We start from the raw sequence: 15768 nt of genomic DNA on the forward strand, positions 1-15768 counted from the left end.
CGTGTTCGGTCGTCGCCGCAAGCAGAGCGAGGACGCCGTCGACCAGGTCGACGGTGTGACCTCCGAGGAGTCGGCTGAGGACTCCCTCGCCGACGAGTCCGCACAGGACACCGCGGCCGAGACCCGGGTCCGGCTGGAGCCGGAGCCGCGCCCCGACGGGCCGTGGGACATCGCGGAGGTCCGGGAGCCCGGCGAGGGCCGGGTGGACCTGGGCGGACTGTTCGTGCCCGGGGTCGAGGGCATGGAGCTGCGGGTCGAGGTCGCCGGTGACGCGATCGTCGCCGCGACCGTGGTGCTGCGCGACAGCGCCGTGCAGCTGCAGGCCTTCGCCGCCCCCAAGCGCGAGGGCATCTGGCACGAGGTACGGGACGAGATCGCGAGCGGCATCACCCAGCAGGGCGGTGTCGTGGACGAGGTCCAGGGGCCGCTCGGCTGGGAGCTGCGGGCCCAGGTGCCGGTGACGCTGCCGGACGGGACCAACGGCGTACAGCTGGTGCGCTTCGTCGGCTGTGACGGACCGCGCTGGTTCCTGCGCGGTGTGATCTCCGGCCAGGGCGCGGTGCAGCCGCAGACCGCCGGGCTGCTGGAGCAGATCTTCCTGGACACCGTCGTCGTCCGCGGCGACTCCCCGATGGCGCCCCGCGACCCCATCGTGCTGAACCTGCCGGACGACGCGCAGATGGTGGCCGAGGGCCTGCAGCAGGAGGAGCCCGAGAGTTCGCGCTTCGCGGGCGGCGTGGACCGCCTCCAGCGTGGCCCGGAAATCTCCGAGATCCGCTGAGAAAACGCTCGTCAAGCGGCTGGATCAGGTCGTTCCGCTGGGCCGCAACCCCTTTCCGGGGTTGCGGCCCAGCGTCGTTTTCGCAGGTCCACGCGACGGGCGTATGAATCTCGTCAAGGGCGCGCTAATGGCCGTAAGGGAGGCGTCAACGGACCCTTCGTGGGGCGATCGGAGAGGTTTCCTCTAGAGGTCCGTTCATATCCGAACCCTCTAGGAGCACACGATGGCCGACGTGGCCTTCGTCGTCACCACGATCGCGGTCTTCGCGCTGGTGGCTCTCGTCGCCAAGGGGGTGACGAAGCTGTGACCATCGAGAACGTCGTCGGTCTGGTCGTGGCCGTCGCCCTGCTGGGCTACCTGATCCTCGCCCTCGTTTTCCCGGAGAGGTTCTGAGCGCAGATATGAGCCCCGTTCTTTCCGGAGTCCTCCAGCTCACCGCCCTGGTCGCGGCGCTGGCCCTGGTCTATCGCCCGCTGGGCGATTACATGGCCCGCGTCTACAGCTCCGAGAAGCATCTGCGCGTCGAGAAGTGGATCTACCGCTCGATCGGCGCCGACCCCAACGCCGAAATGCGCTGGCCCGCCTATCTCCGCGGCGTTCTGGCCTTCTCCTTCGTCGGCGTGCTCTTCCTTTATCTGCTCCAGCGGATTCAGGGGATCCTGCCGGATTCGGTCTCGCTCGGCTTCACCGCGATCAGCCCGGACCAGGCCTTCAACACCGCCGCCTCGTTCGTCGCCAACACCAACTGGCAGTCGTACTCCGGTGAGCAGGCCATGGGCCACGCCGTGCAGACGCTCGGCCTGGCCGTACAGAACTTCGTCTCCGCGGCCGTGGGCATAGCCGTCGCCGTCGCGCTCGTCCGGGGCTTCGCCCGCTCCCGCACCGGCGAGCTGGGCAACTTCTGGGCCGACCTGGTGCGCGGTACCGTCCGCATCCTGATCCCGATCTCCGTGGTCGGCGCGCTGGTGCTGGTCGCCTGCGGCGCGATCCAGAACTTCGCGGGCATCCACGAGATCGGCCAACTCACCGGCGGCACCCAGCAGGTCAACGGCGGAGCCGTGGCCTCGCAGGAGGTCATCAAGGAGCTGGGCACCAACGGCGGCGGTTACTTCAACGCCAACTCCTCGCACCCCTTCGAGAACCCGAACGCCTTCACCAACCTCTTCGAGGTCTTCCTGATCCTGGTCATCCCGTTCGCCCTGACCCGGACCTTCGGCAAGCTCGTCGGCAACGTGAAGCAGGGCTACGCGATCCTCGCCACGATGGGCGTCATCTGGCTCGGCTTCACCGCCCTGATGATGTGGACCGAGTTCGCGGGCCACGGCGCCGCGCTCGAAGCGGCCGGCGGTGCGATGGAGGGCAAGGAGCAGCGCTTCGGCATCGGCGGCTCCGCGATCTTCGGCGTGGCCACTACGCTGACCTCGACCGGCGCGGTGGACTCCTTCCACTCGTCCTTCACCGGCTTCGGCGGCGGCATCACCCTGCTCGGCATGATGCTCGGCGAGATCGCGCCCGGCGGCGTCGGCTCCGGCCTCTACGGCATGCTCGTCATGGCGATCATCGCGGTGTTCATCGCCGGCCTGATGGTCGGCCGTACGCCCGAGTACCTCGGCAAGAAGATCGGCACCCGTGAGATCAAGCTCGCCGCGTGCTACATCCTCATCACCCCGACGCTCGTGCTCGGCTTCACCGCCCTGTCCATGGCGCTGTCCGAGCCGCCCGGCTCCATGCTGAACACCGCGGCCAACTCGGTGGACGGCAGCGGGGCGCACGGCTTCTCCGAGGTCCTCTACGCCTTCACCTCCGGCGCCAACAACAACGGCTCCGCCTTCGGCGGCCTCAACGCCAACACCCCCTGGTACAACACCACGATCGGCCTCGCCATGCTGCTCGGCCGCTTCCTGCCGATGGTGTTCGTCCTGGCGCTCGCGGGCTCGCTCGCCGAGCAGAAGCCGGTGCCCGAGACCGCGGGCACCCTGCGCACCGAGAAGCCGCTCTTCGCCGGGCTGCTCGTCGGCGCGATCCTCATCATCACCGGCTTGACCTACTTCCCGGCACTGGCCCTTGGCCCGATGGCGGAGGGACTCTCATGAGCACGACCACCCCTGTACGTACCGCCCCCGAGGAGACCGAGGCGAGCACGTCGGGCTCCGAGGAGCACGGACGTGTCTCCGGTGGCCTCTTCGACCCGGCGCAGCTGGTCAAGTCGCTGCCCGACGCGTTCCGCAAGCTCGACCCGCGGGTGATGGTCAAGTCGCCCGTCATGTTCGTGGTCCTCATCGGCTCGGTGGTCACCACCGTGCTGGCGGTCAAGGACCCCGGTGACTGGTTCGGCTGGGCGATCACCGTCTGGCTGTGGCTGACCGTCCTGTTCGCCAACCTCGCCGAGGCCGTCGCCGAGGGCCGCGGCAAGGCCCAGGCCGACACCCTGCGCAAGGCCAAGTCCGACACGGTCGCCCGCCGCCTCAGCGGCGGCGTCGAGGAGTCGGTGCCCGGCACCGAGCTGCGCGTGGGCGACCTCGTCGTCTGTGAGGCCGGCGACATCATCCCCGGCGACGGTGACGTCGTCGAGGGCGTCGCGAGCGTCGACGAGTCCGCCATCACGGGCGAGTCGGCGCCGGTCATCCGCGAGTCCGGCGGTGACCGGTCCGCGGTCACCGGCGGTACGAAGGTGCTGTCCGACCGCATCGTCGTCAAGATCATGACGAAGCCGGGCGAGACCTTCATCGACCGGATGATCAATCTGGTCGAGGGCGCCGCCCGCCAGAAGACGCCGAACGAGATCGCGCTCAACATCCTGCTCGCCTCGCTCACCATCGTCTTCCTGCTCGCCGTCGTCACCCTCCAGCCGTTCGCGATCTACGCGGGCGCCGAGCAGTCGATGATCGTGCTCGCCGCCCTGGTGGTCTGTCTGATCCCCACGACCATCGGCGCGCTGCTCTCCGCGATCGGCATCGCGGGCATGGACCGGCTCGTCCAGCGCAATGTGCTGGCGATGTCCGGGCGCGCGGTCGAGGCGGCCGGTGACATCTCCACACTGCTGCTCGACAAGACCGGCACCATCACCTACGGCAACCGCCAGGCCGCCGAGTTCGTCCCGGTCAAGGGCACCACGGCCGCCGAGGTGGCCGATTCCGCCCAGCTCTCGTCGCTCGCCGACGAGACCCCGGAAGGCCGCTCGATCGTCGTCCTCGCCAAGGAGAAGTACGGCCTGCGCGAGCGGCACGAGGGCGAGCTCGTCGGCGCCGAGTGGGTGCCCTTCACGGCCCAGACCCGGATGTCGGGTGTGGACGTCGTCCAGGACGGAGTGGCCAGGAAGGTCCGCAAGGGCGCGACCGGTTCGGTCGTCGCCTGGGTCGAGGAGCGCGGCGGCCGGGTCGCCGAGGACACCCAAAAGCTCACCGAGGAGATCTCCCAGGCGGGTGGCACGCCGTTGCTCGTCGCACTCGAGGACGACAGGGGAGCCCGCGTCCTCGGTGTCATCCACCTCAAGGACGTCGTCAAGGAGGGCATGCGGGAGCGGTTCGACGAGCTGCGCCGCATGGGCATCAAGACCGTCATGATCACGGGCGACAACCCGCTGACGGCCAAGGCCATCGCCGAAGAGGCGGGCGTGGACGACTTCCTCGCCGAGGCCACCCCCGAGGACAAGATGGCCCTCATCAAGCGCGAGCAGGCCGGCGGCAAGCTCGTCGCGATGACGGGCGACGGCACCAACGACGCCCCGGCGCTGGCGCAGGCGGATGTGGGCGTGGCCATGAACACCGGTACCTCGGCCGCCAAGGAGGCCGGGAACATGGTGGACCTGGACTCCGACCCCACCAAGCTCATCGAGATCGTCGAGATCGGCAAGCAGCTCCTGATCACCCGTGGGGCGCTCACCACCTTCTCGATCGCCAACGACGTCGCGAAGTACTTCGCGATCATCCCGGCGATGTTCGCGGTGGTCTACCCGGGCCTGGACAAGCTCAACATCATGGGGCTGGCCTCGCCCGAGTCCGCGATCCTCTCGGCGGTCATCTTCAACGCGCTGGTCATCGTGGCGCTGGTGCCGCTCGCCCTCAAGGGTGTGCGCTACCGGCCGATGAGCGCGGACAGCATGCTCCGGCGCAACCTCACCGTCTACGGGCTGGGCGGGCTGATCGCGCCCTTCATCGGCATCAAGATCATCGACCTGCTCATCTCCCTCATCCCTGGCATCGGGTGACGTCATGAACAACTCCGTAAGCAGTACGTTCCGCGTGGTGGGGGCGGGGCTACGGGCCCTGCTCGTCCTCACGCTGGTCTGCGGCGTGATCTACCCGCTGGTCGTCACCGGGGTGGCCCAGGCCGTCTTCCACGACAAGGCCAACGGCTCGGAGGTGAAGGCCGGCGGCAGGTCCGTCGGCTCCGAGCGGCTCGGCCAGCGCTACGACCTCGACACGAAGGACAAGGACGGAAACCCGCTGCCCGACCCGAAGTTCTTCCAGCCGCGCGCCTCGGCGGCCGGCGCCAACACCGAGAACACCCGGTACAAGATCCTGGTGTCCGGCGCCTCCAACCTCGCCGCCGACAGCAAGGTCCTGCTGACCAGCGTCGAGCAGCGCCGCGCGGACGTCGCCGCCTTCAACGGCGTCTCCCCGTCGTCGGTCCCCGTGGACGCCCTCACCGCCTCCGCCTCCGGCCTCGACCCGGACATCTCCCCGGAGTACGCCCGCCTCCAGGCCGAGCGCGTCGCCAAGGCCAACGGCCTGCCGGCGGCCGCGGTCCGCAAGCTCGTGGAGGACCACACGGACGGCCGCGTCCTGGGGTTCATGGGCAACGAGCGCGTCAACGTGCTCAAGCTCAACATCGCGCTGCGGAAGCTCGCCACCTCGTAGGACGGCGGGAAACGACGCGTAGGGGCCGACAGCGGAAGCTGTCGGCCCCTACGCGTCGGTACGGCTTCGGTCAGGGCGCGGGCCGCGGGGCCGGGCGGGGGGCCTGGAAGACGCAGCCGGCGTGGGCCTTGTTGTCGTAGGAGATCACGTCGGCCCGGTCGGTGGGCAGGCCCCGCAGGAACGCGCCCGCGTACTGCCGGCCGATGAGGAACGCACCCCAGTTGAGCGCCCAGGGGGAGCGCCCGTTCGCGCTCGTGTCAGGGAACTCCTCCGGGCTGGGGGTGACCAGTTCCTGGACGACGTACCGGCCCTCCGCCGCCCGGGACAGGGCCTGCGCCCACTCCTGGTCGCCGACGCTCCGGCCGAGCACGGTGCCGACACCGCCGAGACCGTGCGAGGGCTTCAGGACGAGGTCCTCGCGGCGTCGCGCGCAGTACGCGAGCAGGTCCACCTTCTCTCCGCGGACCGAGGCGGGGCCCTGCCGCAGCTCCTGCGTCCAGGGCAGGAACCGCTCGACCAGGGCCCGTTCGGACCGGTCGTAGGTGTGGTGGCAGCGCTCCTCCCACAGCATGGCCAGCGCCCGCTTGTTGCCGTGCATGGAGGTGCGCAGCGGGGACAGCACCGGCGTACCGCACCGCGCGAAGGCGTCGAGGAGTTCCTCGGCCCGGGCGAGGGAGGCGGCGTCGGCGGTCAGCTCGCCGAGGGTGAAGTAGCGGTGGACGACGTCGACAGGGCGGCTGTCGACCGTGATCCGGCCGCCGCTCTCCCGCACTTGGCCCGTGTGACAGGGGACGGCCTCGATGCCGTACCGCTCCAGCAGCGCGGCCAGCGCGCGGATCTTCGGTTCCGTCTTGCGGTACCCGGGCCACCAGTCCATGAGCGCGACCGTGGGGGTGCTGGCACCGGCTCCGGCGTTCTCCGCCGTCGCGCGCAGGAAATCGGCGAGCGCGCCGACGGCGTCGGGGAAGGTCAGGTCCTCCGCCGCCGCGAAGTCGGCCAGCCTCTCGTCCTCCAGCAGCAGCCGGTTGAGTTCGGGGGTGTCGAAGCCACCGAGCGCGCTGCTGATGTTGAACTCCAGCAGCCGGAAGCCCGTTCCGTCGTGGTAGAGGTCCGCGCGGCCGATCCTGGCGGGCTCCGGGACGGGGGGCCGCAGGGCGATCCGCGCCTGTTCGGGGCGCAGCCCCACCGCGGCGGCGAAGGCGTGCGCGTCGCCGCCGAAGAGCCGGTCGGGCAAGGAGAACAGCAGGTCCAGCACGCCGTTCAGGTCGCTCTCCAGGAGGTCCGTCTCCGCGGCCTCCAGGAAGGCCGGGCGGGTCAGGAAACGGTCCTCCAGCGCGCCGTGCACAGCCTTGAGCCGGGCCTGGTCCGGGGACTTGGGCCACACTGCGCCCGTACCGGCGGGAGAGGCGAGATACCGCCCGGTCAGGGAGTTCCGGACGGCGGGGGAGGGGAGGGCGGCAGTGCTCATCGGCCTTCTCGGCTCTCGGTGCTGGGCTGGGCGGAGGGGGTGGTGCGCAGGGTGACGAGCGCGAGCGCGCCGCGGGCCCGCCTCAGCGCCTCGTCGGGCGTCGCGGCCACCGCGGTCACCGAGCCGCACCGGTCACCGGATCCGCGCAAGGGGGACACGGTGTCCCCGACCCGGGTTCCGGGAGCCACGGACACGACGCCCGGCTGAGCCGCGGCCGCCTCCCAGCCGGAGACCTCGGTGGCGACACCGGGGGCGGCGGTCAGGAACCAGGTCGCGGCGGCGCCCGCCGGGTCCGCGGCAGGGGCGGGAGGCTCGGCGCCGGCGATCCGGGCCGCCAGGAGATCCCGGATGTCGACGCCGCTGACGTGGCGGACGAGGTCCACGATGCCGTCGCCACCGGGACGGTTGTGCGACTCCACGACGCGGGGCCCGTTCGCCGTGAGGATGAGCTCGGTGTGGGCGGGCCCTTCGACGAAACCCATTCCGTCGAGGAACCGGCGGGTCGCCTCCTCCAACGCCGCGCGGTCGTCCGCGCCGATCCGGGCGGGTACGACATGGCCGACCTCGACGGCGCCCGCCGCGGTGAACTTCTCGGTGAGGGCGAGGATCCGGTGCCGCCCCTCGTCCGTGAACGTCTCGACGCTGAACTCCGGCCCGTCCAGGAACTCCTCGGCGAGCAGGACCCCCGGCAGGGCGTGGACCCGCTGTCGCGCGGAGCGGACGGCGTCCTCGTCACGGACGATCGCGATGTCCTCGCTCCCGGAGCCGTCACGCGGCTTGAGGACCACGGGCAGGCCGACCCGGGCCACGAACGCGTCGACGTCGCCGGGCGTGTGCATCAACCGCGCCCGTACGGCGCCCTGTTCCATGAGGGACTCGGCGCGCAGCCGCATCAGCGACTTGTCCTTCAGCGCCCGAACGGTGTCCAGCGGATTGCCGCCGAGGCCGAGAGCGTCACCGATCCGGGCGGCAGTCGTCAGGAAGCGCTCCCGCACGGTGACCACGCGGTGCAGCGGGACCACCTGGTGCAGCGCCACCGCCCTGCTGACCCAGTCGTCCTCCGAGCCGTCGAGGAGCCACGCCTCGTCACAGGCGTCGCGGTGCGCGGGGGTGAACTCGTCGGGCGTACCGCCGTAGACGACGTGCATGCCGTGACCCCGTAGGGCCTTGGGCAGCCGGGTGCCACCACCGAGGACCAGGACCGACGGGCCCCGCTGGTGCGCTCCGGCCGGCACAGGTACCGCGGGTGCGGACGAGAAGGCGGTCATGCTGTCTCCCGTACGGGTAGGGGTGTGGGGATGAGGTGCGCGGCGGCGGCGCGTTCGGCCCGGCGGGCGGCCGGGGGCACGGCGGCGGAAGCCGCCGCGACGACGAGGCCGAGCAGCAGCCACCCGGAGACGGGCCGCCAGTCGGGGCCGTCGGCCAGGCACACGGTGGTGACGACCATGGGGGCCAGCGCCGCGGTGGCTCCCCGGCCGAGCGAGAAGAAGCCCTGGTACTCGCCGTGCGAGCCCGCCGGGGCGAGTTCGTAACTGAGCCCGTAACTGCCCGCCGACTGCCACAGTTCGCCGGCGGTGTGCAGCACCATGCCCGCGACGAGCAGCAGCACGGACACCGGCGCGGAGTCGGTGAAGGCGGTGCAGGCGATCACCGCCCAGCCGGCCCACAGCACCCAACCGGAGCGGCGCACCGCGGCGGCCGCGGTGGGCACCACCCCCGTGCCCCGCGAGAAGGGGACCTGGAGGAGGACGACCAGGACGGTGTTGGCCATGATGACGGCGGAGATGCTCCACTGCGGGGCGGCGCTGTGCCCGGCGATCCACAGCGGCAGAGCCAGGGACAGCACGTCGTAGTGGATGCTGGTGATCCCGCACAACACGGTGACCAGGGTGTAGGGCCGGTCGCGCAGCACCGCGCGGCGCGGCGGGGCGGACGGTCCGCCACCGGCGCCCCCCTTGTGCGAAACCGCCTCGGCCGGTGGCACACGCAGCAGGGGCAGTGCGGCGCACACATAGCTCGCGGCGTTGACGAAGACCACCGCGAGATAGGCGGAGCGGGAATCGGCGGCCAGGGCGAGGGCGGCGAGGGCGGTGCCGAGGCTCAAGCCGATGTTGGTCACCGACTTGAGCACCGCGCGCAGCCTGACCCGTTCCTCGCCCGTGCCCACATTGCCGATGACGGCGCCCCGGGCGGCGTTGCCTCCCCGCTGCGCGAGCGCGGCGACCGTGCTGACCAGCACGAACGCCCAGAGGGAGTGCACCAGGGCGAACGAGGCGGTGGCCGCCGCCTGGCCGAGCAGCGTGACGGCGTACGTGCCTCTCGGCCCGAAACGGTCCGCGATCCGCCCGATGGGGACGGCGGCGGCCAGCCCGATCAGACCGGCGACCGCGAGCCCCATCCCCACCTCGGTGGGGGCGAGCCCCACCGAGCGGGTGAAGAACAGCGCGCTGACCGGCAGGAAGAGACCGCTGCCGGTCTGCCCGACGAGGGTGGAGAGGGCCAGTGCGCGGGGCGCCCCGGGGGCCGGCAGCAGCGCGCGGATCCGGCCGCCCCGTACCGCTTTCGCGTCAGGCACGGTCACTCTCGTCGGCTTCGAGCTCGGCGACCTTCTCCAGGACGAGTTCCGCGTGGCGCGCGGGGTCGGGCACCTGGTGCAGCACGGCTCGCACGGTGCCCGCACGGTCGAGGATCACCGCGGCGCGGGCGAACAGCGTGCGGTCGCCGGCTGTCACCAGGGGAACGCCGAGCGCCCGGCCGAGCGTCAGCTCGCCGTCGCCCACGAGCGGATACCCCAGCTCGCGCTCTGCCGCGAACGCGGCCAGATGGCCCGGGGCGTGTGCGCTGACGCCCAGCACCCGGACATCGGCCCGCGCGAGGCGGGCCGCGTCGTCGCGCACCGAGCACAGCCCGGTCGTGCAACCGGCCAGCTCGGGAAGGACCTCGCCGATGCCCGGCTCGGTGATGAAGAACAACGCGGTCCACCGGTGGCCGGGGGAGGGAACGGGCGTCGGGCCTTCGGTCGTCAGGGCGGTGATGTGCATGGAGGATTCCTCGAGGTCAAAGATGCGGGGAAGGGCGCGGTCAGACGGACTCGGCGTACCGCTCGATCTCCCACGGGGTCACGAGACGGTGCCATGCCGCCCAGTCGGCGGCCGAGTTGCGGACGAGGGCATCGGCGGCGAGCTCACCCAGAGCGCCGCGGATGGTGCCGTCCTCCTCCAGGGCCCGCAGCGCGGACGGGAGATCCGTGGGCAGCGGCAGGATGCCGCGGGTGGCGAGGGCGTCCGGGGTCAGCAGGTCGGCCGGCTCCTCGCACGCCTCGGACAGCTGCAGATCGCGGTCCTGGCCGTCGGCGAACGCGGCGAGTACGCCCGCGAAGAGCAGATGGGGGTTGGCCGCCGGGTCGGGGCTGCGCATCTCCAGCCGCACCGAGCGGGGCACCGCGTTGTCCCCGACGACCTTGAAGGCCGTGGACCTGTTGTGCCGGGCCCAACTGCGGTGCACCGGAGTGCCGGAGGCGGGCACGAGCCGCTTGTAGGAGTTGACGGTCGGGTTGCCCAGGGCCGTCAGCGCGGGCGCGTGGTCCAGCACGCCGGCGAGCGAGCTGCGGAAAAGCGCGGACATGCCGTCCGCGTCCGTGCCGTCGTGGAACAGGGCCCCGGCCGCTGCCCCGGTGCCCTCCAGGGACACGTGGACGTGCAGGGCGTTGCCGTAGAGATGGGCGAGCGGCTTGGGCATGAAAACGGCGGACATACCGCGTCGGCGGGCCATGACCCGCGCCGTGTGCTTGAGCAGCAAGAGCCGGTCCGCGGTGGCCAGTGCGTCACCGTGGCGGAAGACGAGCTCGCGCTGGCCCGCGCACACCTCGTGGTGGTGCCCGTCGACGGTGAAGTCCATCGCCGCCAGGGCCTCGGCGATGTCCCGGCAGACCTCGTCGGCCTGCTCGTCGACGCTCACGTCCCAGTAGCCGGCACCGTCGGCCGGCTCTCCCGCACTGCCGGGGGTGCCGGGCCGCAGGAGGTAGAACTCGGCCTCGACCCCGAAGACGGGACGCTGCCCGCGGGCCTCCGACGCCCGGACCGCCTGCCGCAGCACCGCGCGGGGGTCCGCGGCGAACGGCCGGCCGGCGGTGTCCAGGACATCGCAGAAGACCATGCCGACGGTGCGCCCGGACACCGTGGTCCACGGCCGCCGCACATACGTCGACGGGTCGGGAACCAGGCGCAGATCGCTGTGTTCCGGGTCGCCGTAGCCCAGCAGCACGGACCCGTCGAGGGTCCAGCCGCCGTCGCGCACCTCGGCCCAGCGGGCGGCGGGGATCTCCAGGGTCTTCAGGCGTCCGGCGATGTCGGTGAAGAGCAACTGGACGAAGTCGACGTCCTGGACGAGGCGGGTGTTCGGTGAAGATGCGGTCATCGCTGTACGGCTCCCCAGGTGTCCATGCGGTTCAGGCCGGAGGCGGTGACCCGCTCGGCCGTGCGGTGGCCGGGCCGGTCCGCGGCCACCGCGGTGTCGTCGGTGCGCACGCCCGGGGCGTACAGGGCCAGCACCCGGTCGGAGAGCAGGCCGAGAGAGCTCAGGTTGGGGAAGCCCGGGCCTTGTGCCAGGGCGGCCAGGTTCGGCAGGTGCAGCGGTGCGGGCAGGCCCGCCACCGCGAGGGAGGTGTCGATGGACCGCTCGACGCGTTCGCGGGTCACGGCCCCGCCGAGGGCGGCCCACAGCGCGTCCTCGGCCCGGGGGCCGAGCAGCCGGGTGAACCACAGCGGGTCGCCGCCGGTCGCGTCGACGACCAGGTCGGCCCGGTGTGTCCGGTGCTGCCCGCCGTACGCGATCTCCACGGCCACCTGGTCGTCTGCGTCGTCGGCGGGCCGCGTACCGATGACGCGGCCCGGCTCCCAGGAGACGTTGGTGGTCAGCGCGAGATCGCTCTGTATCTCCTGCGAGAAGACCGCGCGGTCGGTGCGGCGGATGAACTCCTGCCGGTCCGCCTCGGACAGGCCGGCCCAGCCGGTGGGGTCGCTGTAGTAGCGGTTCTCGAAGGGGCTCTCGCCCCGGCTGTAGAGCGTGGCCCGGGGAGCGACGACGGTGACCTTGCGGTCCTGCCCGAGGGCGAGTTCCCGCACGATCGTGCCCGCGGTCTCACCCGCCCCCACCACGACCACGGTCCGGGCCCACGCCGGGAAGCCCTCCACGGCGAGTCGCCAGAAGCCCGCGGTGTCCAGCACACGGGCCCCGTCGGCCGGCAGCACGCCCGCGGCCGGGCCCGGCCCGGAGACCAGGAGGCCGCAGCCGCGCACCGTGAGGTCCGCGGTCCCGTCGTCGACGGTCAGGCTCCAGCCGCCGTCCAGCAGTTCGGCGGCCCGGACCTCCCCGGCGACCGTGCGCAGGCCCGCCCGTTCGGCCGCCCACTGCAGATAGCCGGCCCACTCCCGGTGGCTCGGCTGGGGCCGGCTGCGGTCGATCCAGCGCGCGTACAACCCCTGGTCGAGCAGATGACTGGCCCAGCTGAAGCCGGCCATCCGGCGGGCGATCTCACCCGTGACCGGATCCCGGGGCTCTCCCCAGGCGGTGCAGTCGTAGGGAAAGCCGAGGTCCTTCTCGGGGAGGGTGCCGAGCCGCTGTCTGCCGTTGGTCCAGCCCCGCCCCGCCAGCCAGTTGGCGGCCGTGCGGTCCCGCTCGACCGCCACGACCTCGGGGACGTCGAAGCCGACGGCGCGCAGCACACTCGACTTCACGGCGAGGGCGACGGCCTTGGGACCCGCGCCGATCACCAGGAGGGGAGCGCCACCGCTGCCGATGGTGCTCCGGTTCCCGGCCGCGGGGGCCGGGGAAAGCGTTGATGACTGTGACATGGTCGCTCCTGCTCAGAGAAAACGGGCAGGATCGAACGCGGAGGGTATCCCGTTCCCCTGCCCGCCGCGGATCCGCTCCGCCAGTTGTTCCGGCATGACCTGCGAGTACGGCATGCCGTGGCCGTTGAACGCGGCCATCACCCACAGACCCTCGGTACCCGGCCAGGCGCCGACCAGCGGGCAGCGGTCCGGGGTGAACGCCATGACGCCGCTCCACGCCCGGACCACCGGCACGCCGGTGGCCTCCGGCAGCAGCGCGGGAAGGGCCTCGGCCAGCCGGCCGGCCAGCTCGGGCGAGAACGCCGGGGTGTTGTCGTCCTCCGGCAGATCGATGCCCTCGTCACGGCCCGGGACGGTGTTGCGCAGACCGCCGATGAGCAGCGAGCCGTCCGGGGCCTGCCCGCCGTACACGAGACCACGGTCCAGCCCCCACTGCGGAATGCGGAAGGACACGGGGGCGGTCTGGACCAGCTGGCCGCGCACCGGGGTGATGACCGGAGCGAGCTCCGGCAGCAGCCGGGGCGTCCAGGCGTTGAGCGCGACGACCACCTGGTCCGCGAGCACCTGACCGGCGTCGGTGGTGACGACCCACCCGCCGCCGTACACCGCCTCCACGGACGTCACGGTGATGCCGCACGCGAACTCCGCGCCGTGGCGCGCCGCCGCGTCCGCCACGCCCCGGACGTAGGCCACGGAGTGGACCGCGTCCTGGTCCGGCCGGTACAGGCCGCCCAGGACGGTGTCCGGGAGGTCGGTGCCGAACACCCGGCGCGCCGCCGGGAGGTCCAGCCAGTCGGCGGTGATGCCGTCCGCCCGCAGGGCCTCGGCGGTCCGCCGCAGTTCGGCGGCCTCGTCCTCGCGGACGGCGAGGTCGAGCTTGGCGGTGGGGAAGCGGGTCGCCTCCAGCCCCTCCCGCGCGGCCACTTCGCGCACCAGGTCGCGGTTGACGAGGGTGGCCCGGTAGATGGCCAGCGCCTCGGCATGCCCGAACTTCTCGATGGCGAGGGCGTGCTGGGCGTTGCCGCCCTGGATCAGCCGTCCGGCGTTACGGCCGGAGGAGCCCATGGCCGGGCCGGGGTTGCGCTCCAGCACCAGCGGCCGCAGCCCGGCCCTGGCCAGCCAGTAGGCGAGCGTCGAGCCCATCACACCGGCACCGAGCACACAGACGCCGGTGCGCCGCGGCAGTGCCGCGTTGCTTCCGGTCCAGCCCGGTCCGGTGTCCAGCCAGTAGGAATCAGCAGATCGCATGGAAGTCCTTGTCGGGATGTCGTCGGCAGCCATCAGGTCCAGCACTCCGAGCTGGGCAGCCGGCGGGCGGGGGGCTCGCCGGGGGCGGCCGGGGAGGTGACGACCGAGACCATCGCGGCGAGGCGCTCGGCCCGCTCGACGGCGGTCGCCGTGTCGGCCCCCACGGCGATGACATAGCCCAGACGGTGCAGATTGGTGGTGACCGGTTCGACGACGTCGCCGGGCCGGGTCAGCAGCACCAGCCGCTCGCGCGCGGGGTCGAGCCGGGCGGACGCCTCGGCGACCCCGTCGACGCGCCGGACCACGCCGGGCTCGCCGGTCAGGAAGCGGATCGCCGCGCCCGAGGTGAAGGCGCTCCGGGCGAGGGCGTCGGTATCGACCTCCCGGCCCAGGGCGAGGTCCGCGGCGATGCCGTAGACGTCCACCCCGCCGGCGAGCCGGACGAGGTCCGGAATGCAGTCACCGGCAGGCCGGGGGTTGACCTCGATGATCCGGGGGCCGTCGGCGGTCAGGATCATCTCGGTGTGCGCGATGCCGTGGTCGTAGCCGACGGCCTTCAGCGCGGCCGCCGCGGTCTGGGAGACCTCGGCGTGCGACGCCCCGCAGAGCCGGGCCGGCACGGCCTGGCCGAGCTCGACGAACGACTCGCCCCGGGTGCTCAGCTTCTCGGTGCAGGCCACGACGACGGTGCGGCCGCCGACGGTGACCGTCTCGACGCTGATCTCCGCACCGATCAGTTCCTCCTCGGCGAGGAGGCTGCCGGTCTTGGTGAACGGCGCCGCCGTCTCCCAGGCCGCGTCGAGTTCACCCGCGTCGCCGGCCCGGACCACGCCGCGCCCGGCCGAGGAGTCGGCGGGCTTGACGATGAGGGGGAACGTCAGACCGTCGACGGCGGCCCGTCGGTCCGCCGGGTCGGTGACGGTCGCGTCGAGCACCCGGAAGCGCGGGCCCGGCACCCCGCACTCCGCGAAGCGCTCACGGGCCCAGGTCTTGTCCGTGAGGTTCCGGAGCGTGCTCGGCGAGCACCCCGGCAGGCCGAACTCCTCGGCGAGCCGGGCCACGAGCGGGAGGGTGGAGTCGAGGAATCCGATGACCCCCTTCTCACCCGGCGCCGCCGCGAGGGCGGCCCGGCAGGCTTCGTACATCTCCTCGGCAGGGCGCTCCGGGGAGAGCGGAATCTGTTGTTCCGCCAGTCTCAGATAGGCCGCGGTGGCACTCTCCGCCACGGCCAGCCCGATATCCGTCCGGGTGGTCCAGGAGGTCAGTGCCTGTTCACGCAAGCAGCCCACGCGGACCAGCAACAGGAGGGCTTTCGCGTCCATTGCCCAACTTTCGTTTCGTTCAGGGGAGGTCATCGACGGCGCCCGCGGTGGTCAGGGCGAGAGGGGTGCGCGATGTGCGGCCGTGCCGAAGGGACGAGGGCCGGAGCGGGCACGGCGGTGGTCTCGGCGGCGAGCAAGGTGGTGCGGTGGTGGAACGTAAGGATGGGAATTCCCTTGAGCGTGATGGTGCGGCAGACGCCTGGTTCGGTGGCGATCTGCGCCTGACCTGCAGGCATGT

13 protein-coding genes are annotated in these 15768 nt (G+C 72.1%); 5 read left to right on the plus strand and 8 right to left on the minus strand.

The window, feature by feature from the left end:
- Position 1 precedes the first annotated feature (1 nt).
- The 5 genes from AB8O64_RS27030 (at position 2) to kdpC (ending at position 5640) form a co-directional block, all read left to right on the plus strand.
- On the plus strand, positions 2–781 hold the full coding sequence (locus tag AB8O64_RS27030) for a DUF3710 domain-containing protein (protein ID WP_130881777.1): 780 nt from the start codon (positions 2–4) through the stop codon (positions 779–781).
- Between the two features lie 303 nt (positions 782–1084).
- The gene (gene kdpF, locus AB8O64_RS27035) at positions 1085–1174 is read left to right on the plus strand and encodes a K(+)-transporting ATPase subunit F (protein WP_130881776.1); all 90 of its coding nucleotides are present in this window, start codon (positions 1085–1087) and stop codon (positions 1172–1174) included.
- Positions 1175–1182: 8 nt separating this feature from the next.
- Positions 1183–2874 (plus strand): potassium-transporting ATPase subunit KdpA, encoded by a 1692-nt coding sequence (kdpA, locus tag AB8O64_RS27040; RefSeq protein ID WP_356453727.1) that lies wholly within the window; start codon positions 1183–1185, stop codon positions 2872–2874.
- Positions 2871–4988: a potassium-transporting ATPase subunit KdpB gene (gene kdpB, locus AB8O64_RS27045; RefSeq protein WP_370421830.1), complete on the plus strand. Its 2118-nt coding sequence runs from the start codon at positions 2871–2873 to the stop codon at positions 4986–4988. The genes kdpA and kdpB overlap by 4 nt, the downstream gene beginning before the upstream one ends.
- A 4-nt stretch (positions 4989–4992) precedes the next feature.
- On the plus strand, positions 4993–5640 hold the full coding sequence (gene kdpC / locus AB8O64_RS27050; RefSeq protein WP_370421832.1) for a potassium-transporting ATPase subunit KdpC: 648 nt from the start codon (positions 4993–4995) through the stop codon (positions 5638–5640).
- Between the two features lie 70 nt (positions 5641–5710).
- Here kdpC and AB8O64_RS27055 read toward each other — a convergent pair whose 3' ends face one another.
- Genes AB8O64_RS27055 through AB8O64_RS27090 form a run of 8 tightly spaced genes read right to left on the minus strand, consistent with a single transcriptional unit; the run spans position 5711 to position 15530 of the window.
- Positions 5711–7108 (minus strand): hypothetical protein, encoded by a 1398-nt coding sequence (locus tag AB8O64_RS27055; RefSeq protein WP_370421834.1) that lies wholly within the window; start codon positions 7106–7108, stop codon positions 5711–5713.
- Positions 7105–8376: an ATP-grasp domain-containing protein gene (locus tag AB8O64_RS27060; protein WP_370421836.1), complete on the minus strand. Its 1272-nt coding sequence runs from the start codon at positions 8374–8376 to the stop codon at positions 7105–7107. Before AB8O64_RS27060 ends, AB8O64_RS27055 begins: the two co-directional genes overlap by 4 nt.
- Entirely contained in the window at positions 8373–9683 is a 1311-nt protein-coding gene (locus tag AB8O64_RS27065) for an MFS transporter (protein WP_370421837.1), read from the minus strand. Before AB8O64_RS27065 ends, AB8O64_RS27060 begins: the two co-directional genes overlap by 4 nt.
- Positions 9676–10149, minus strand: a complete 474-nt coding sequence (locus tag AB8O64_RS27070) for a redoxin domain-containing protein (protein ID WP_370421838.1) — start codon at positions 10147–10149, stop codon at positions 9676–9678. Before AB8O64_RS27070 ends, AB8O64_RS27065 begins: the two co-directional genes overlap by 8 nt.
- Before the next feature lie 40 nt (positions 10150–10189).
- Positions 10190–11524, minus strand: a complete 1335-nt coding sequence (locus AB8O64_RS27075; protein ID WP_370421840.1) for a glutamine synthetase family protein — start codon at positions 11522–11524, stop codon at positions 10190–10192.
- On the minus strand, positions 11521–12960 hold the full coding sequence (locus AB8O64_RS27080; protein WP_370421842.1) for a SidA/IucD/PvdA family monooxygenase: 1440 nt from the start codon (positions 12958–12960) through the stop codon (positions 11521–11523). Before AB8O64_RS27080 ends, AB8O64_RS27075 begins: the two co-directional genes overlap by 4 nt.
- A gap of 12 nt (positions 12961–12972) precedes the next feature.
- Positions 12973–14208 carry an NAD(P)/FAD-dependent oxidoreductase gene (locus tag AB8O64_RS27085; protein ID WP_370421843.1) on the minus strand — a complete coding sequence of 412 codons (1236 nt, stop codon included), beginning with the start codon at positions 14206–14208 and terminating at the stop codon, positions 12973–12975.
- A 32-nt stretch (positions 14209–14240) separates the two neighbouring features.
- Positions 14241–15530 (minus strand): ATP-grasp domain-containing protein, encoded by a 1290-nt coding sequence (locus AB8O64_RS27090; protein ID WP_370421845.1) that lies wholly within the window; start codon positions 15528–15530, stop codon positions 14241–14243.
- Between the last annotated feature and the right edge of the window lie 238 nt (positions 15531–15768).

Origin of the sequence: Streptomyces sp. QH1-20 (assembly GCF_041283565.1) — a bacterium.
In the GTDB taxonomy this organism is placed as follows: domain Bacteria; phylum Actinomycetota; class Actinomycetes; order Streptomycetales; family Streptomycetaceae; genus Streptomyces; species Streptomyces syringius.